The organism is Enterococcus sp. MSG3290 (assembly GCF_050555565.1).
GTDB classification, from domain to species: Bacteria; Bacillota; Bacilli; order Lactobacillales; family Enterococcaceae; genus Enterococcus_B; species Enterococcus_B faecium.
The window spans coordinates 1,112,020-1,131,596 of the sequence record NZ_CP187862.1 but is presented as its reverse complement, the minus strand read 5'-3'; the positions used below and the strand labels follow the sequence as shown (position 1 = coordinate 1,131,596).

Sequence of the window (19,577 nt, the reverse complement as noted above, 5' to 3'; positions counted from 1 at the left end):
TCCTCCTACTTTGAAGCTTTTAATTCTAAAATCATATCTCGCACATTAGCGGCTGTTTCAAAATCCAATGCTTTCGCCGCATCTTTCATTTCTTTTTCTAATTTCATCAATAACGTATCTTTTTCTTCTTTCGTCATTTCTTCATACGAGACTTGTACCGCTTCTTTTGTATCATCTTCCGATTCTTTCGTAATAGAAATCAAATCTCGGATTTCTTTAATGATCGTTTTTGGAACGATCCCATGTTCTTCATTGTACTTCTGCTGAATCGTACGGCGTCTTGATGTTTCATCCATCGCTAGACGCATAGAATCTGTTACTTTGTCTGCGTACATGATTACTTTACCTTCTTCATTCCGAGCAGCTCGTCCAATCGTTTGGACTAAGGAACGTTCACTACGTAAAAAGCCTTCTTTATCCGCATCCAAGATAGCAACAAGGGAAACTTCAGGTACGTCTAATCCTTCACGAAGCAAATTGATTCCAACTAACACATCAAATTCACCTAATCGAAGATCTCGAATGATTTCTGTTCGTTCCAGCGTTTTGATATCACTATGCAAATATTTGACTTTGATCCCTAATTCTTTGAAATAATCTGTGAGGTCTTCTGCCATTTTTTTCGTCAATGTCGTTACAAACACCCGCTGGTCTTTTTCGACTCGTTCATTTATTTCGCCTACTAGATCATCGATTTGTCCCATGATTGGACGGACTTCAATTACTGGATCAAGCAGCCCTGTCGGACGGATGATTTGTTGGATAACGGTATCTGTTTGTTCATGTTCATATGGTCCTGGCGTCGCAGAGACATAAATGATCTGATTGACATGTTTTTCAAACTCTTCTAACCGAAGTGGCCGATTGTCTAAAGCAGATGGCAAACGGAAACCGTAATCTACTAGCATCTGTTTTCTCGCTCGGTCACCATTATACATTCCTCTGATTTGAGGCATGGTTACGTGCGATTCGTCCGCCACGATCAAAAAATCTTCAGGAAAGAAATCCAATAGCGTATAAGGCGGTTCACCTTCTTTACGTCCGTCCATATGCCGAGAATAATTTTCAATTCCCGACGTGTAGCCCATTTCTAACATCATTTCAATATCGTAATTGGTTCGCTGTTCTAAACGTTGAGCTTCCAGAAGTTTGTTTTCATTTCGCAAGACAGTTAAACGCTGTTCTAATTCCGCTTTGATATTCGCTACGGCATGCTCCATATGTTCATCATTCGTCACAAAGTGAGTCGCCGGGAAGATTGCTACGTGTTCCGTTTCTCCTAAAACTTCACCTGTCAGTGCATTGACTTCTCGGATACGTTCGACCTCATCTCCAAAAAACTCCACACGTAAGGCACGTTCATCTCTTGAAGCCGGAAAAATCTCCACGACATCACCGCGCACTCGAAAACGACCGCGCTGAAAATCTATATCATTTCTTTCGAATTGGATACTGACTAAGTCACGAATCAACTGATTGCGATCTAGTTCTGCTCCCTGTCGAATCGAAACTACTTGTTTTTGGTACTCAAAAGGCGAGCCTAATCCAAAAATACATGAAACGGATGCAATGACGATCACATCATTTCTTTCTAATAATGAACTAGTAGCCGAATGTCGTAATTTGTCGATCTCATCATTTACACTTGAATCTTTTTCGATATACGTATCGCTTGAAGGCACATAAGCTTCAGGCTGATAATAATCATAATAAGAAACAAAATATTCAACAGCATTGTTAGGGAAAAATTCCTTGAATTCCCCGTACAGCTGACCAGCCAATGTTTTGTTATGAGCAATAATCAGTGTTGGTTTATTCACTTTCTCAATAAGATTGGAAATCGTATATGTTTTCCCTGTTCCAGTCGCACCTAATAAGATTTGTGCTTTTTTCCCGCCGACTACGCCATCCACTAATTGGTTAATCGCTTCAGGCTGATCACCAGCCGGTTGGTATTTCGAGACAAGCTCAAAGTGTCGGGAGGTATCTCTCTCAATCATTCTTCGTCCTCCTTTTCATTCATTCCTTTTCATTTTACGACCAATAAAAAGAAAAGGAAAGCAAAGGCATTCCTTACTAAAAAATTATACCACACCGAACATACTTTCGCCACTTTTTTATCTTATTATGCATGTTATGTTTTATAACATAAAATGTTAGAAACTCGCATTTTTTTCATTTTTTCGAGCTTACAGTCTTGTCTGATTCAGCACTTTTCGCCTATAATAATAAAATATTGGAAATTTAGGAGGTTGATTATGAAAAGAAAGCATTTATTTCACTCATTTGTTTTCTTAATGACAGGACTTGTGACACTTGCGTTTGGTCATGTTGCACAAGCTGACAACACTACAACGGCAGAGTCAAGCACAAGCGAGACAATGCAAAAAATAGAGCCCAAAAAAGACGTATACGTAATTGCCAGTGACTCTGCTTTTGCTCCATTTGAATTTCAAAACGCAAAGGGCGAGTACGAAGGCATCGATGTAAAATTGATGGAAAACATCGCCAAACTGCAAGGATTTAACATCCGAATGGACTACCGTGGTTTCTCTGCTGCTTTGCAAGCTTTGGAATCAGGACAAGCAGACGGAATGATTGCCGGAATGACTGTAACAGATGAACGAAAGAAAAGCTATGATTTTTCTGATTCTTACTTTGATAGCGGGATCCAATTAGCTGTCAAAAAAGGAGATACTTCGATCAAGTCTTATGAAGATTTGAAAGGAAAAACAGTCGGAGCAAAAGTTGGTACCGAAAGTGCTGAATTTTTAAGCGACCATGAATCTGAATATGGCTATTCTATCAAATATTTTGATGCTGCTGATCAATTGTACGACGGGTTAAAAGTTGGCGCAATCGATGCAATGATGGATGATTATCCGGTAATCGGTTATGCGATCAAACAAGGACAAGAATTGGAAACACCGATCAAAAAAGAATCTGGCGGAAAATATGCATTTGCCGTTAAAAAAGGACAAAATCCTGAGCTTCTTAATATGTTCAATGAAGGATTGAAAGAATTAAAAAGAACAGGCGAATACGATAAGATTATTAAAGAATATGTAGCGGATGGTTCAGAAACTTCCAGTGAGTCTTCCACTGCTGATGAATCAACATTTCTTGGACTTATCCAAAACAACTATCAAGCATTGTTGAAAGGACTTTGGAGAACAATTCTCCTAACTTTGATCTCCTTTGCTTTGGCTATAGTAATCGGTGTGATTTTTGGATTATTCAGTGTAGCACCAATACGCGCTCTTCGCACAATTGCTAGTATTTATGTCGATATCATCCGAGGAATTCCAATGATGGTTCTTGCGTTCTTTATTTTCTTTGGGTTGCCTGGTATCGTTGGATTTACGATTCCTGACTTCCTTGCTGGTGTTATCACCTTGACTCTTAACGCAAGTGCTTATATCGCAGAGATTGTTCGAGGCGGGATCAACGCCGTTCCTGTCGGACAAATGGAAGCTTCCAGAAGTTTAGGTCTTTCTTATAATCGGACAATGCAAAAAATCATTTTGCCGCAAGCGATACGCATCATGATCCCATCATTCGTCAATCAGTTCGTTATCTCATTAAAAGACACAACGATCATTTCCGCAATCGGTGTAGTCGAATTGCTGCAAACTGGTAAGATCATTGTTGCACGTACAACACAAAGTACGTATGTTTACTTGATCATTGCGATCATGTACTTGATTTTGATCACAGCATTGACAAAATTAGCAAAAGTTTTAGAAAAGAAGGTGAAGTAAGATGGCAGAAAAAATCTTAGTTGAGCATTTAGTCAAAAAATACGGCGATAACACAGTATTAAACGACATCAATGTATCCATCAACGAAGGAGATGTCGTCTGTATCATTGGCCCTTCAGGTTCAGGAAAAAGTACATTCTTGCGTTGCTTGAATCGTTTAGAAGAACCTTCTGACGGTGAAATTATTATTGACGGCGCCCACTTGATGGATAAAAGCACAGATATCAACTTGGTGAGACAACATATCGGAATGGTATTCCAACACTTTAACCTATTCCCTCATCTTTCTATTTTGGAAAACATCATTTTAGCACCGATGGACCTGAAGAAAGAATCTAGAGAAGAAGCAGAGAAAAAAGCAATCAAATTACTGCAGACAGTTGGTCTAGAAGATAAAAAAGATATGTATCCTGAAATGCTTTCTGGTGGACAAAAACAGCGTGTGGCTATTGCTCGTGCTCTAGCGATGAACCCTGACATCATGCTTTTTGATGAGCCTACTTCTGCACTTGATCCTGAAATGGTCGGTGATGTCTTGAACGTCATGAAAAAGTTAGCAGAACAAGGTATGACGATGGTTATCGTTACGCACGAAATGGGGTTCGCTAAAGAAGTGGCCAATCGCGTCATGTTCATTGACGACGGAAACTTTTTAGAAGACGGAACGCCTCAACAAATCTTTGAAAATCCGCAAAATGAACGGACAAAAGATTTCTTGAATAAAGTATTAAATATTTAATAAAAACCAAAAATGCACGGTCGCCATGAAGGGACCGTGTATTTTTATCTTCTTATTTTCTCACCTAATCGTATCATCAGCCGCATCGCTTGTTTTCCTGCACAAACAAGCAATCGCTCTACCTGTTCCATCGCATAAGAAAGTACCATCGGTTCATTGATGATATCAAGTACATAGTCGATACCACCCTCACTTAATTGAGCTTGATTTTTCTTTTCCATATTATGTAGTTGTGGGACAACTTTCTGACAATCAGCAATTGTGTCAAGAACGGATCAATCCTTTATTGGAGTTGCTCGAAAGGATCTTCTCTTATTACGGACAGGCTTTGTTCACTGTACATAGACAACAAATCATTATCCTAGTCAATCAGATTTCCAGAGCCTCATTGCTATCATTGCTTGACAAAATCCAGACAAAGTTTAATAAAATGTATCAGTTACAGCTAAACTTTGGAATTGGGTCGCTTTGTTATACAGAGCAAGAGACACCGCAATCTTTCCTTCATGCCCAACACGCTGTGAACGGATAACTTTCCATCAATCTGTGAACGAGATCCGCTTTTTTGAAGATTTAGACCTCGGGATCATTTTACCAGCAATCCCGTCAGATCAACGAACATTATATGTAAAACGTATTTTGAAAAGCCTGACAGAAGAAGAAGTACATTTGTTCAAGAAGACTTTGGCATGCTTCAGTAAAAATAACGGAAGCATCAAAAATTGCTCAGAAGAATTATTTATTCATAAAAACACCTTGCAATATCGATTGAACAAGTTCCATTCTCTCACTGGTTATACCCCTAGAAACTATGACGATTATCATATTCTAAAGCTGGCTTTTTTGTTGGTACAAACATGACAACTACAAAAAAACCAGGCGAACATATGATTGTTCGTCTGGTTTTTAATTATTAATGACTTAGCGTTTTTACTAGAAAAACTACTTCCGCTTTTTCCCGCCAAAAGCATCTTTAAACTTATCGAAGAAACCGTCTTCTTGCTGTTCTTCAACTTTGATGCCGCCAGCTTCAGCGAATGCACGTAATGCTTCTCTTTGTTGTTCATTTAGATTTTTCGGTGTGATCAGTTTTACTTTGACATGTTGGTCGCCTGTTGCACCACCACGTAACTTCGGAGCGCCTTTTCCACGTAAACGGAAGTTCGTACCTGTCTGTGTTCCAGCAGGGATCTTCAATTTCACATCTCCATGGACAGTTGGTACTTGGACTTCATCCCCCAAAGCTGCTTGTACAAAACTTAAAGGCAATTCATAGTAAATTTCAGAACCTTCACGATCAAAGATATCACTTTCTTCTACACGGAAGACCACATACAAATCACCAAATGGTCCGCCGTTTTCTCCCGCTTCTCCTTGACCAGCTAAACGCATTTGTTGCCCTTCTTCTACACCAGCTGGTACATTCACTTTAACTGAATGTGCTTTCTTCTCATGTCCTGAGCCATGACAGGTTGGACAAGGTTCTTTGATTTCTTTCCCTGTCCCATGACAAACATCACAAGTTTGACGGCTCATCACTCGTCCAAGTGGTGTTTGGCGTTCTACATTGATCGTACCTGCACCATGACATTTATGACAAGTAGTTGGTTGTGTGCCTGGTTTTGCACCGTTTCCACCACAAGTATGACAGATTTCTTCCCGATTATACTTGATTTCTTTTTCTACACCAAAAATCGCTTCTTCAAAAGACAAGTCGACCGTATATTGCAAATCAGCACCTTGACGAGGCGCATTTGGATCGACTGACCGACCGCCTCCTCCAAAGAAAGAGTCGAAGATATCTTCAAAACCACCGAAGCCGCCACCAGAGAAGCCGCCGAATCCACCAAATCCGCCACCAGCTCCACCAGCACCGTAATTTGGATCTGTTCCTGCATGCCCGTATTGGTCATATGCAGCGCGTTTTTGCGGGTCACTTAAAATCTCATATGCTTCTGATACTTCTTTGAATTTTTCTTCCGCATCAGGTTCTTTATTGATGTCAGGATGGTATTTTTTCGAAAGCTTACGATAAGCTTTCTTTATTTCATCTTCTGATGCTCCTTTTGAGAGCCCTAAGACTTCATAATAATCACGTTTTGTTGCCATAGGCTTTCCTCCTATTGGTTCTCATCATTTTCACGTCGCTTGTTATCATATCATATTTTGTTTGAAACAAAAACCGATACTTCAAACTATTTTTCAAAAGAAAAAGCCAAAGTAGCAACTTTGGCCTTCTCTCGAAATTCAGTGAACTGATTATTTATCGTCGCCATCGACTTCTTCAAAATCAGCATCAACGACATCATCTGCTCCGCCTTGAGCTGCTTCTGGGTTTTCTTGAGCTTGTTGTTGTGCCGCTTGTTCGTATAGTTTAACAGTCAAGTTTTGAACGATTTCGTTCAATGCATCGCGTTTAGTTTTCATTTCTTCGATGTTGTTTGCTTCAACAGCGGCTTTCAATTCATCGCGAGCTGTTTCTGCTTTTTTCACTTCTTCTTCGTCCACTTTGCCTTCTAATTCTTTCAATGTTTTGTCCACAGAGAATAGCAATGCATCTACATCATTACGTAGGTCAACTTCCTCTTTACGAGCTTTATCTGCTTCTGCATTTGCTTCTGCATCTTTTACCATACGTTCGATTTCTTCGTCTGTTAGACCTGAAGAAGATTTGATCGTGATTTTTTGTTCTTTTTGTGTACCTAGATCTTTCGCAGATACATTTACAATCCCGTTTTTATCAATATCGAATGTTACTTCGATTTGTGGAATACCACGAGGAGCTGCTGGAATATCTGTCAATTGGAATCTTCCTAGAGTTTTGTTGTCAGCAGCCATTGGGCGTTCACCTTGTAATACATGGATGTCTACTGCTGGTTGATTATCTGCCGCAGTTGAGAATACTTGTGATTTACTTGTTGGAATCGTTGTATTGCGGTCAATCAATTTAGTGAACACTCCACCCATTGTTTCGATACCTAATGACAATGGTGTAACGTCAAGTAAAACAACATCTTTCACATCACCAGTGATCACGCCACCTTGGATAGCAGCACCCATAGCAACTACTTCATCAGGGTTAACTGATTTGTTTGGTTCTTTTCCTGTTTCTTTACGTACTGCTTCTACAACTGCAGGGATACGAGTAGATCCACCGACTAAAATAACTTCGTCGATTTCTGATTGTGATAAACCTGCATCTTTTAGCGCTTGACGTACTGGTACTTTTGTACGTTCTACTAAGTCAGCTGTTAATTCATCAAATTTTGCACGTGTCAATGTCATTTCCAAATGCAATGGTCCAGATTCTCCTGCTGTGATAAATGGCAAGCTGATTTGTGTGCTTGATACGCCAGATAAATCTTTTTTCGCTTTTTCAGCAGCGTCTTTCAAGCGTTGTAAAGCCATTTTGTCTTGAGACAAGTCAATGCTGTTTTCTTTTTTGAATTCTGCTACCATGTAGTCGATGATTTTGTTATCAAAGTCGTCCCCACCTAGATGGTTGTCGCCAGCTGTTGACAATACATCAAAGACACCGTCTCCTAGTTCAAGGATAGATACGTCAAAAGTACCGCCACCAAGGTCGAATACTAAGATTTTTTCGTCGCGATCTGTTTTATCTAAACCATAGGCAAGAGCAGCTGCAGTTGGTTCATTGACGATACGTTCTACTTCTAGACCAGCGATCTTACCAGCATCTTTTGTTGCTTGACGTTGTGCATCATTAAAGTAAGCTGGCACAGTGATAACTGCTTTTTCGACTTTTTCACCTAAATAGTCTTCTGCGAATCCTTTGATATATTGGAGGATCATTGCTGAGATTTCTTGTGGTGTATATGATTTACCTTCTACATCTACTTTGTAACCTGCTTCACCGATATGGCGTTTGATTGATGAAATCGTATTTGGGTTTGTCACAGCTTGACGTTTTGCAACTTCCCCTACTTGGATTTCTCCATTTTTGAATGATACAACAGAAGGTGTTGTACGGTTTCCTTCTGGGTTAGCGATGATTTTTGCTTCGTTTCCTTCCAATACTGCTACTGCAGAGTTAGTCGTACCTAAGTCAATACCGATAATTTTACTCATAATTAACGTCTCCTTCTTTAATTGAAAGTGTAAGTTTTATATCCGCACAATTATTGTGCAACAATGACCATAGTTGGTCTTAACACGCGATCATGTAATTTGTAGCCTTCTTGTAGTACTTCTACAATCGTATCGGCTGGTGTATCTTCAGTCGCTGGAACAGTTTGTACCGCTTGATGAAGATTAGGATCAAAGGCTTCTCCTTTAGCAGGGATTTTTTCAATTCCTTCTTCTTCCAGTGCGTTACGCAAACTTTCCAAGACCATTTCCACGCCTTTTTTCAAACCTGCCCCTTGATCATCTGACACTTCTGTGGCTAATGCACGTTCCAGGTTGTCAATTGATGGAAGTAATTTTTTGGCTAAATCTTGTGAACGGTATTTTTGTAATTGCTCACGCTCATTTTTTCCTCGATTTGCCATATTTGCGATTTCAGCACGAGCCCGCAAGTATTTATCTTCCATTTCTTCTAACTCAGCTTTTAATTTCGCTGTTTCGAATTCTTCCGCTTCAGCTTCTGAAATACCCGAATCTTCTGCAGCTTCGACATCGATTTCCGATTCTGGCTGAGCATCTGTCATTTCTTTATCTAGTTCTTCTTGATTTTCTTTCACGATACAGTCTTCCTTTCATTATTCAGTCAGCTGTTTGATTGCTCTTACTAAGAAAGAGAGAACGATCAGCTGCAAATAGCTTCGTTATTCACATTACGAGTTTGACAAGTCAAGCGAACGGTAGTAATCAGCAAGTTTAGCTGCTAGTTCTCTTCGATAAACATCGACTAGACCGAACATCCGAGAATAAGGCATACTAGTAGGCCCTAACAAGGCTATTGTACCTCTTCCATGACCATCTATCTCGTAACTTGCTTGAATCATACTCATATTCTGCAATAAATCATTGCCTAATTCAGCACCAATCTTGATATGAATATTGCTATCCATCGGAGTGATCATTTGTGTAAGTCCGTCTGAGTCTTTCATAAAAGAAAACATCGATTTGAACTGATCAAGATCTTGAAGGGGCTCATAATCCAAGAGATTCATTTGTCCACTGACATAAACCTTATCTTCAAAAACATGACCAAGAACGGTGTCAAATAACTGAGACATCCCTTCTGTCGTCTGGAAATATTTATGAAGAATCATCGGAATCTCCGTACGAAGTTTATGGTACACCGTCATCAGAGGATCTCCGACTAGACGGTCGTTTACAATCTGTACCATTTTTTCTAGTTCCTGACTTCCCATATATTCGGGAAGAGTGAACACTTGGCTTTCTACATTCCCCATATCTGTTACGACGATAGCAATAATCTGTCGATTATTCAAGGGTACGATACGAAAGCCAGTCAGTCGGCGGTCTTTTATTTCAGGTCCCAATGAAAAAGTCGTATAGCTTGTCAGCTCAGATAATATCTCAGCAGATTGCTTAATAATCTCATTGATTTCATGAAATTCTCTGCCTAGAGACTGACGAATCAGCAGCAAATCATCTTCTGCTACGCGAGCAGGTTTTAACAAATGATCCACGTAATAACGATAGCCTAAAGCAGATGGAATCCGCCCAGAAGAAGAGTGAGTCTTCAACAGCAATCCTTCATCTTCTAATGCTTTCATATCATTGCGAATCGTTGCTGAGCTGGCCTTGACTCCCTCAGACATCAATGTTTTGGAACCAACGGGCACGCCACTACTCGTATAGTGTTGGATGATCAGACGTAAAATGTCGTTTTGTCGCTTTGTTAACATCTTCCTCACCTCTCATTAGCACTCATATATTCTAAGTGCTAATCCACTTATAAATATAGCAAGAAGCCCTTCTCCTGTCAAGAGAAAGACTCCATTTTTTAGCACTCTAAACACAAGAGTGCTAATTCTAAATAATTGATGTAAATCCAGTTATATCAACGTTTCAATAGTCCTTTATTGTATTTTTGAACTTTTTTTATTTAAATTCAGATAAAAAACAAATATTCTTTAAACTATTTTTCAAACAAAAAGCGCTCAAACACATTGTTCCCCAAAAAGGTCCCTCTTGGTGTCAAATAAACACGGTCTTCTTCATTAACAAGTAACCCTTCTTGCTCTAATTCCCTTAGCACATCACCGTACACCGATTCAATTGTTTTTTGATAGCGATCATAGAAATGTTTTTTAGTAATCCCTGTTTTTTTTCTTAGTCCTAAGAACATTTCTTCTTCTATTTGATTTTTTCGTGTCAATTTTTCTTCTTCCAATACCGGGCGTTCATTTGCTCGTAATGGGCGTAAATAGTGTTGGATTGGTCCTTTGTTGCGGTAACGAATATCTCCAAGATAACCGCTAGCACCAGCTCCAAACCCAAAATAGTGGTCATTGTTCCAGTACATGAGGTTATGTTGAGATTCATGTCCGGAGAGCCCAAAGTTACTTATTTCATATTGGTGACGTCCATGCTTTTCCATTGCTTCAATCGTCTCTTCAAACATTCTGGTTTCCGTTTCCTGATCAGGCAGTTCGAGTCTTCCTTGTCGTACCCAGTTCATGAACATTGTTTTGTTTTCGAGGATCAATGAGTACAAAGAATAGTGAGGCAGATCCAAAGCCAAAGCTTTTTCCAAAGTATCCCGATATCCTTCTAGTGTTTGTCCCGGTAATGCATAAATCAAATCGATGCTTACATTGGTAAAATTTTCTGCTTCTAAAAATTGCATTGTTTGATACACATCTTCTGCAGTATGTTTACGTCCAATTTTTTTCAATAAGCGATTGTCAAATGTCTGCACTCCCATGGATAAACGATTGACGCCATAGTTTTTCATCACTTGAAGTTTTTCACGGGTCAAATCACCAGGATTCGCTTCTACAGTAAACTCATTACCATTTTGAAAAGGCAGGATCTCTCTAGCACCTGATAATAGTCGATCAAGTTGTTTAGCAGATAAAGAAGTTGGTGTTCCGCCTCCTACATAAAGTGTTTCCAAACTCGCTGTAGGATGACTTTCCAGCATTAATCTCATTTCATTCAGCAGCATTTCCACATACTCATCTACTGGCTGCCCTTCTAAAAAAACTTTATTAAAGTCACAGTAATAGCAGATATGCTCGCAAAATGGGATATGAATGTACGCAGAAACCTTGTTTTCTGCGGGATTTATTGTTTCTATCATTGAAATTCTTTCTCCTTACGTCGAAAAGTCGTACCGATTTTCGACCTTCTTTAAACGGTGTTCACAAAGCTGACCTTCGGCATTAACTCAAAATCTGCAAAAATATGAAAAGCTATTTTCACAGATTCCTCCTTAAGTGCTCAGGTCACAACGCTTTGCTTACAACCTCTCATATACGCATACTAAACGTATTTGACGAACAAATCCACTAAAAAATCCAAGAATCGACTTCTTGGATGATTTTTTTACGTTCATGATTCCCCTAAACAATCTTGTCCTTATTTTATTCATAAAAAAATCTAGTTAAATCTCTCACTTCAAGAGGTTTAACTAGAATCCAATTATTATTTTTTTGTAAAAATAAACAGTATCTTAATCATAGATATTTCTTCGGTGTCCTACTTGAATAGCGATAACAACCAATTGTTTATCTTCTATCTCTACCAACACACGATATTTGCCAATTCGATAACGCCATTGTCCTGAACGATTAGCGGTCAATCCTTTTCCGAATTTTCTCGGATCGTCAATACCATCAATATGTTGATACAGCCATCGAACGATCAGCATCGCTTGATGCTTATCCATTTTACGAAGTTGTTTCTGAATTTCAGGCGTGAATTCTAAACGGTAGGTCATTCCAGCCCTCCAAATTCATGAAGGATTTCTTCCATAGATACTGTTGTTTTTCCACTTTCTACCCAATGTTTATGGGCAATTTCAGCCGTTTGACGATCGTATTCATCTTCTAGTTGTTCCATCGAATAGGTTTTTAGAAGCTCAGATAAAGTAATCCCATAAAATTCCGCCATATAAGAAAGCCATTCTTTTTCGGCATCACTCACACGAACCGTAATCATAGCCATATTATCGCCTCCCTTTTGTATCACATTGTAATACAAAAGGGACAAGATGTCAATTTTGTATGATTTACTTAGCTTATTTTGAGATTTTTCCATTTTTTTAACCAATAAAAAAAGTCAGGAGAATTATTGGATTGAATGTGATTTCTGAAGAACTTTATTTTGAAGCTGCAGACCTTGCAAATGAACTCTCAGAAGAAGTGAGTTATTACTGTTCAAAGAAAATGGAACATGTAAAATGCTACGACATTGAGAATTATGTAAATGAAGTTGAAAATATTGAGTTTATAGAGTACAAATTCAAAAATAACTTAAGTAAGAAATTGCTTGGTTCCATTACAAAAGTTCATGGCGAAATCATTATTACCACCAATCAACAATTAATGCTCGAACGTAAAGATTTTACAAAAATGCATGAGATCATCCATTATTATAGGGACGTCCCCTATCTTGGAGAATCTCATGCATTTTCTGATATGATTTTAGAAGATACTTACCTGCCAGAGGACTACGAAAAAGAACTTCGAGCAAATATAGGTGCCAGCATCCTCATGGCGAATGATCGAGCACTACCCTATGCGTTAAAAAAGTTCAGAAATTTTGACGAAGTAGCCAATTACTTTTTCATGAGCAAGGCAGCCCTACGAAAAAGAATCCTCCAGTACTTGGAATTTACTGGAGGATACACTGCAGAAGAAGCTTATCGATTATTTAAAAATTATTATTATTATAAAAGATTCGAATTGCTGAAGCTTTTATAAAAATCTTAGATTTCATTCAGGTGTTTATCCTATTACTAATGATCTAGGACAATTTTACTCAAAAAGATCATCTGAATCTTCAGGTTTATCTAAATCTAAAAGACTATTCTCATATTTCTCATCATACAAAAATTCATCCAAATATCCAGCTTTGTCAAAAGGATCTAACTGTTTTTCTTCTTTCTTATGCTCTTTTAAGTTTTCCAAAAATAATTTGTACATATAATTTTCTTTCTTTTGCTCATGCGTAAGCGTGTTATACAATTCCTTTAAAAAAGCATCTTTATCTATTGTTTCCCTCATATAACTCTTAACGGGATTCTTTTTTAAATGCCTCTTCTCTCTTTTAAACAGATAACCGTCGTTATCGATCCCCAATTCAAAATCATCGTTCTTAGCATTTAATTCATTAATTTGTTTTAGAACTTCTCCTATTTTATTGTATTGAATATTAAATTTATTATTAATATTATACAGTTCTTCCGAAGAAGTCTTCAATTCATTCATTTCTACATCACTTAAGTTATTTGCAAGTTGGACAAATCTTAAATTATTTAGTATATGGAACTCTTTGCTTGCTTCCACTTGCAACTCATTCATTAGATGAATGTTAGGTCCAACCGTCAGATTATGAACTTTATATAACAAGTCTACCTTTTTGTCGGATTTCCCATCATTTGTAACAAATATTACTTTTTTCCCTAATTTATCACTATTTTTTGAATACTTGATAATGTCCTTCCATATTAAGAGATCCCCATACTTTCTTTGATATTCAATATCTCCATAGCGTCGAATAGAGTCGTTTTCATCCTCTTTACCAGTATCATTAAAGCCTGGAGGAATTTTCTTTTCATATCTTTCTTTACCTTCTTCTTCCACGCTAGAAATCCACTCTTGTGTGTACTTATCCCCGATTTTCTCTTCAATTATTTGTATTAATTTATCATATAATTCTACTTCTTCTTTTGTTATGATAGATTCTATTTTTTCTTCGATTAAATTTACTAACTTTTCTGAATAATCTTTAGTTACATCAACTAACTCTGTAATAAATTCTTCTTTTTCACTCTTATCTACTAAGTCAATTGTTGTTATAGCTTTTTCAACTGCTGAAACTGAATTCGTTACAGTATCTTTATACGCTTTTATTTTTTTTATCTTCTCTTTTTTTATACTACTTTTTTTAAAATTAAACTCTAAAGCTGTCAGATAAGGTATATAAATATTATCTTTTACTTTTTCTAATGCTTCAATGTATTTTTTTGAAACAGTTGTAGGTAATTGAATTATATCCAAAAGGTAGTTTGTATCTAACACGATTAAGTTATCAGTTTGATTGCTCAAATCTGACATATTTAAACTAGTTTGATAAAATTCTGGAAAAAGTTCCTTTAAATTTGCCATTTAACGACTCCTTAAAATTTTCTATACAACAAATATTTTAGGTATGAGATTGATCGGAAAAGAATCAAACTCAGACATAACAACATTAAAACCCATATCATCTTCTAAAGTTATTTTTATATCTGCTCTAATTTGCTTTAAACCGTAACAAGTAGAATTAATAAATACTGTTGGTTTTCTAGCATAAGTGTCAAACATTGTGCGTCCTCCTTCTAAAGCTGTAACTATCTATTATTTATACTATTATTGTCCATTCAATTTCAATCTATGTTGACTTTTGATATCAAAATAACTATCAAACAATCAAGTTCTATTACTATATAAACTAGTCATTCTAAGTGTTCTATTAATTTCTCTAGAGATTCAACCAATTGTTTTATCTTGAAATGATCTATTCTCCCTAAACTTATTTTTTCTGATTTACTGTTTATTTTTTTTAGGAATAGCTTTATATCCTCAATTTCTCCTGCGCGAAAATCTTTGGCATTACTAATTCTTAAATATTCAGAATTGATGTATTGCCAAAGTAGGTCAGCTTTATTATTATCTGTCACGATATAGCAACTTATTGAATCTGCTTCTAACATGGCTTTAAAAATATTATTGCTTATTAAGAAGCCACTTTGTTTCAACCTACGAAATACTTCATAATTTTCATTGAATAGACTATCAAGAAATAATTTCATCTTATCTTCAACTATTTTATTATCAATTTGTTTAAATTCTTCAAACAGTTTAGGCTTTTCTTCTTTTATATTCGAAAATCCAGACATAAAGAATCTATCAACTAAATCCATGTCATCATTTACACTCTCAGCATAATATGATTCTATTAGTTTACTTTCAATTATTTCTGAGTAATTACTATCAAGAAATATTAAATCCATCTTCTCAAACTGATTAAGTTGCCCGTAAACAGTAATTAACTCTTTAAAATCAAACTTATCTTCTTCAACATCTTTTAATATATTGTGTTGAATTGCTTTTAGTTCATCATCTGTAAGACGTCTAAAATTACTCAGCTGATCTAGGTTACTTATTTCCATGGATTTAGGAAAAAAGGCCTTTTCCCAAACACTAATATAATTACTTTGATCTATATAACCTGTTAAAATATATGTGCTAATGTCTCTTGAATAAAAGATATAATCATCAAATTCTTCACATTGGTTATGATATTGATCGATAATTTTTTCTTTAATAGTTTTTGTTTCACCTTCACTCAAATAATAGGAAAAGTATCTAGTATCCATTAGTCCATTCAATGATTTTAAACTTTCTTCATCAATATTTCCTAACTTATACTCACTTGTGATAACAAAAATATTTAAAAAAATGCTTTTCTTTATCTTAAGATCATCCGATTCTTGGGTATTAATATTTTCACGTAATCTAGATTCAACAAAATCAAACGTTTCAATTATAGAAAAGAGAGTTCTCATGTTTAATCCTTTTTTCTCTGTTACAACCTGCTGGCTTTCTAACACTATTCTTATCCATGAACTATATTCCTGAATAAAAGTATTTCTGCTTGTTTTTAAAATCATATCTTCAATAGTTGACATATCATATTTAAATTTTACTGTTCTTGATATCACTTTTTCTTTGATTTTTTTAAATTCATCAGAATTTGAAATCTCTGAATTGTTGGACAAAATAATCACTTTACATTTCAATTTTTCTAAAAGCTCATTTAATATGAATCCTAATAAATCTTTTAATTCAATTTCTTTACTTACACGTTCTAAATCATCTATAAAAATAACTATTGATTGTTCATCTGTAGAAGAATTTAGTTTAGCATTATTATATGATTCTAAAATCCAATCACTGATTAAACCAATCGATTTCAATTTACTATTATCTAATATGTTAGAAATTTTTTTAAATTTCTTATTTATTTTACTTATTGATGACAATGTATTTTTATTTGAACCTAAGGCTGAAATTATTTGGTAAAATAATTCCTGTTTTAAATCACTTAAGTCATTGAATCCATATGCAGAAAAGTAAACTGGGTAATTACCTTTCTCCTTTAGAGTGCTCATAACATTATTTTTAATAAAATATGTTTTCCCCGCTCCCCATTCACCATCAATTTGAAGCGCATAGGGTTCTTCGCTTTGAAGATAATTATCTATAATTTGAGTTAAGTTATTCATTTTTCGAATCTCCATTCACAAGCGTACATTCGCTTCTTTAGCACCTATTTCCCATTTTCCGTATTTAAAAACGACACGTAACGAGTCATTATACAGAACTATATCATAGTCACACATTAACTTTTCTCCCTGAACTTCACATTCAAGCTTAGAATTTACTATATAGGGAGATATTGATTTTCTAAACACTCCACTAATTTCTTCGTGTAATTCCTTTTTGGAAAAATACAAATACTCAACAACCAGCTCACTCATTGGCAACACCTCATACCTCATATCATTCAATATAAACTTAAGAGTTTTTAAAATCATTTTTTAAAACTATAATTATGACAAGTATTTTAGAGAGCAAGTAATTCTACATAAATTATTTTTTATTAAATAACAAAACTAGAAAACACGTTAATTTCTACACTATTGATGTCTAGATTTTAACTCATCATCTATTTTTACTACATATATCATTAGAATTAGTAATGATATTGCATTATCTGTATCATACATTGTTGAATCATCATAGTTTGGTACACCATGTTGATACCTATTTCGGATTGCCCAACTGTTATCAAATACTTTATTATTAAGCAAAAAGTTAAGATAGTCCGATTCTTGTTTCGTAAAGAAGGTACTTGAAAAAATAATCAACTCTTCACTTTCCAATTCATCAAGAGCAGCTTTTTCTTCACTTGATGAATGTAAATAACTTGTCGAGCCAAACAAATATATTTCACGAAGAAGCATGATCTTTGTAATATTTTCAAACTGCAAAATATCATTTTTTTCTGTAAGAATTTTATTATCAATTAAATATTGTAATGTTTCTCTATCGTATTCTGGAAAATCTGAAATAGTTACATCGTGATTTAAAAGCAAATCAAAAAAACTATCTCCTTTAATTTCTTCATTTATAAAATTAATTAAAGATTGGTCATCAAAAATTAAATATAACAAATTTTTTGCCAAGTCATTTTCTGAAAGATACGCATATTTTTTGGGAAGTAAGCTTTTTAAATTTGAAATTGAGGGTGTTGATGTTTCATTCACTAAATCACTTTTAATTTCATTTTCTTCTGTAAAAACAAGATATTGTGTACGGATACTTTCTTCAATTCTAAAAAAAGTGGAAGTACGATTTCCTATGTTTTCATCTTTGTGTGGAAGATATAATGGTAGCCACGAAACACCATATTGTTTTACACAATATTCTGTAAAGAACCAATCAATCAGACTTTCAATATCTAAATTCCACCTACTGAGAATCGATGATATAGTCTGAACTTTAGATACAGCAAGTTGGTTCTTAACTTTAAAATAAATTCCATGATCATAAGAGTCATTCGTTTTAACTCCCATAGTTTTACTTACGGTTCCCATTTCCTTATTTGGGTAACTCGGCAAATTAGCTATTAGTTTTTCTGTGAAAAATTTAAAATCCTCACTAAAGTACTTCAATAAACTATCAAAAGAGTGATCATTATCAATTTGTTCTTTGTCTATCAAAGCACTCATTGAACATTGAAATTGTTGCGTCCCTGTACCACCGGTTGCAGCCACAATATTATTAAGAATACTTCGATCTACCGCTTCTTGTATTGTCATCTGGTTCTTTTCTTTATCGACAGCTTCCTCATAATCTTCTCGTTGAATATAAACTGTACTACTCAGAAGCACCCCAGAATCCTTGCTAATAATTTTTTTATTGAACTCTTCGGAACGGTCTATAATACGAAGCTTCTGTTTTGGCGTAACATTGAAATATTTTTTTCCGTCAAGTTTCTGAATTGGGTTTTCAAGTATAGTCATATAATTCAAATTTGCATTTGAGACATCTATATATTCATCAAGTAACCTGTCCCATTCTTCCTTTGATATATTATTAGGAAAATATAATTTTTCCTTATTTACTTCTATAAAATTAGAAATTAGCAGTTCAATACTTAATGGATCTGCTAAAATATAACTTTTTATGGAAGCTGCATAAACTTTTATGAAATATTGCGATTTTAATAAATAGCGAACAGGGATACCTATTCTGTTAAACTCTTTCATAAATTCTTCTTCAGAAATTCTATTAGCATACTTAAAATTGGCAAAATTCTCAAAGAAATCATCTCGATATTCATAACTTAACTCCCCCATAGAATCTAAGATCTCCTCTTTTTTTGCTGTTCCTAAATATTTATCGACACTTTTTTTTAGTACAGTTTTTGCATCTTTGATCTTTTCAATATATTCAGGTGACCAATCTTTAGAGAATATTTCTGCATCTATATATTTGACAACATTCTGTATTTCAATTGCTTCCTCAAAGCTACTTGGGGGCTTAGGGTTGTTTAAAAAAGCATCAATAATTTCTTTAATCCTAGAGAGAAAGGTTGGTGCAATTAAATCCCCTTTGCTATAAAACTTTACTCTATTAATTTTCATCATTACAAATCTCCTCAAAAAATAAGTTCAACCGCTGGATTACAGCAAGTTTTCAATTTGATTCTTTAATTCCTTCATTATATTTTACCATATAGAAATATTTGATTATCATAAAGAACAATAATTTAAAACTACTATTCTCATCCATCAAAGCTTACAATCTCAATAATTATAAGTTTTTTATTGCTAACTTTTTACTCTTCTTAAGTATTTTATT

The 19,577-nt window shown here is 35.3% G+C and carries 17 protein-coding genes and 1 pseudogene; 4 read left to right on the top strand and 14 right to left on the bottom strand.

Features of this window, described 5'->3' with window-relative positions:
• Positions 1 to 5: 5 nt before the first annotated feature.
• Positions 6 to 2,000: an excinuclease ABC subunit UvrB gene (uvrB, locus tag IGL31_RS05365; protein WP_002294444.1), complete on the bottom strand. Its 1,995-nt coding sequence runs from the start codon at positions 1,998 to 2,000 to the stop codon at positions 6 to 8.
• A 258-nt stretch (positions 2,001 to 2,258) separates the two neighbouring features.
• Here uvrB and IGL31_RS05360 point away from each other — a divergent pair, with 258 nt between their 5' ends.
• Positions 2,259 to 3,761: an amino acid ABC transporter substrate-binding protein/permease gene (locus IGL31_RS05360; RefSeq protein ID WP_002296521.1), complete on the top strand. Its 1,503-nt coding sequence runs from the start codon at positions 2,259 to 2,261 to the stop codon at positions 3,759 to 3,761.
• Position 3,762: 1 nt separating this feature from the next.
• Positions 3,763 to 4,500: an amino acid ABC transporter ATP-binding protein gene (locus IGL31_RS05355; RefSeq protein WP_002292113.1), complete on the top strand. Its 738-nt coding sequence runs from the start codon at positions 3,763 to 3,765 to the stop codon at positions 4,498 to 4,500.
• Between the two features lie 44 nt (positions 4,501 to 4,544).
• Here IGL31_RS05355 and IGL31_RS05350 read toward each other — a convergent pair whose 3' ends face one another.
• Positions 4,545 to 4,721, bottom strand: a complete 177-nt coding sequence (locus IGL31_RS05350; protein ID WP_002299633.1) for a hypothetical protein — start codon at positions 4,719 to 4,721, stop codon at positions 4,545 to 4,547.
• Positions 4,722 to 4,732: 11 nt separating this feature from the next.
• On the opposite strand from IGL31_RS05350, the pseudogene IGL31_RS05345 reads away from it, so the two are divergent.
• Positions 4,733 to 5,361: pseudogene (locus IGL31_RS05345) on the top strand (PucR family transcriptional regulator).
• 81 nt (positions 5,362 to 5,442) lie between these two features.
• Here the strand turns inward: IGL31_RS05345 and dnaJ are convergent.
• From dnaJ to relB, 7 genes are all read right to left on the bottom strand, one after another.
• The gene (gene dnaJ / locus IGL31_RS05340) at positions 5,443 to 6,609 is read right to left on the bottom strand and encodes a molecular chaperone DnaJ (protein WP_002289374.1); all 1,167 of its coding nucleotides are present in this window, start codon (positions 6,607 to 6,609) and stop codon (positions 5,443 to 5,445) included.
• 150 nt (positions 6,610 to 6,759) lie between these two features.
• Complete coding sequence (gene dnaK, locus IGL31_RS05335) at positions 6,760 to 8,589, bottom strand: molecular chaperone DnaK (protein ID WP_002292134.1); 1,830 nt, start codon at positions 8,587 to 8,589, stop codon at positions 6,760 to 6,762.
• Between the two features lie 50 nt (positions 8,590 to 8,639).
• Entirely contained in the window at positions 8,640 to 9,203 is a 564-nt protein-coding gene (gene grpE, locus IGL31_RS05330; RefSeq protein ID WP_086300024.1) for a nucleotide exchange factor GrpE, read from the bottom strand.
• Between the two features lie 93 nt (positions 9,204 to 9,296).
• Complete coding sequence (hrcA, locus tag IGL31_RS05325) at positions 9,297 to 10,340, bottom strand: heat-inducible transcriptional repressor HrcA (RefSeq protein WP_086300023.1); 1,044 nt, start codon at positions 10,338 to 10,340, stop codon at positions 9,297 to 9,299.
• A gap of 233 nt (positions 10,341 to 10,573) precedes the next feature.
• On the bottom strand, positions 10,574 to 11,740 hold the full coding sequence (gene hemW / locus IGL31_RS05320; RefSeq protein WP_002299641.1) for a radical SAM family heme chaperone HemW: 1,167 nt from the start codon (positions 11,738 to 11,740) through the stop codon (positions 10,574 to 10,576).
• 372 nt (positions 11,741 to 12,112) lie between these two features.
• On the bottom strand, positions 12,113 to 12,379 hold the full coding sequence (locus IGL31_RS05315) for a type II toxin-antitoxin system RelE family toxin (protein ID WP_002400299.1): 267 nt from the start codon (positions 12,377 to 12,379) through the stop codon (positions 12,113 to 12,115).
• Positions 12,376 to 12,606: a type II toxin-antitoxin system RelB family antitoxin gene (gene relB, locus IGL31_RS05310; RefSeq protein WP_002329324.1), complete on the bottom strand. Its 231-nt coding sequence runs from the start codon at positions 12,604 to 12,606 to the stop codon at positions 12,376 to 12,378. The genes IGL31_RS05315 and relB overlap by 4 nt, the downstream gene beginning before the upstream one ends.
• A 122-nt stretch (positions 12,607 to 12,728) precedes the next feature.
• Between relB and IGL31_RS05305 the strand changes: the two genes are divergently transcribed.
• Positions 12,729 to 13,364, top strand: a complete 636-nt coding sequence (locus IGL31_RS05305; RefSeq protein ID WP_242617246.1) for an ImmA/IrrE family metallo-endopeptidase — start codon at positions 12,729 to 12,731, stop codon at positions 13,362 to 13,364.
• 54 nt (positions 13,365 to 13,418) lie between these two features.
• On the opposite strand, the gene IGL31_RS05300 is transcribed toward IGL31_RS05305, so the two are convergent.
• The 5 genes from IGL31_RS05300 to IGL31_RS05280 all read right to left on the bottom strand — a co-directional run bounded on the left by IGL31_RS05300 (position 13,419) and on the right by IGL31_RS05280 (position 19,363).
• Complete coding sequence (locus tag IGL31_RS05300) at positions 13,419 to 14,771, bottom strand: PIN-like domain-containing protein (protein WP_086300021.1); 1,353 nt, start codon at positions 14,769 to 14,771, stop codon at positions 13,419 to 13,421.
• Between the two features lie 21 nt (positions 14,772 to 14,792).
• Positions 14,793 to 14,969 carry a hypothetical protein gene (locus IGL31_RS05295; RefSeq protein ID WP_179189389.1) on the bottom strand — a complete coding sequence of 59 codons (177 nt, stop codon included), beginning with the start codon at positions 14,967 to 14,969 and terminating at the stop codon, positions 14,793 to 14,795.
• Positions 14,970 to 15,100: 131 nt separating this feature from the next.
• Entirely contained in the window at positions 15,101 to 16,933 is a 1,833-nt protein-coding gene (locus tag IGL31_RS05290) for a P-loop NTPase fold protein (RefSeq protein WP_086300020.1), read from the bottom strand.
• 15 nt (positions 16,934 to 16,948) lie between these two features.
• Complete coding sequence (locus IGL31_RS05285; protein WP_086300019.1) at positions 16,949 to 17,188, bottom strand: hypothetical protein; 240 nt, start codon at positions 17,186 to 17,188, stop codon at positions 16,949 to 16,951.
• 159 nt (positions 17,189 to 17,347) lie between these two features.
• Positions 17,348 to 19,363: a hypothetical protein gene (locus IGL31_RS05280; protein WP_086300018.1), complete on the bottom strand. Its 2,016-nt coding sequence runs from the start codon at positions 19,361 to 19,363 to the stop codon at positions 17,348 to 17,350.
• Positions 19,364 to 19,577 lie beyond the last annotated feature (214 nt).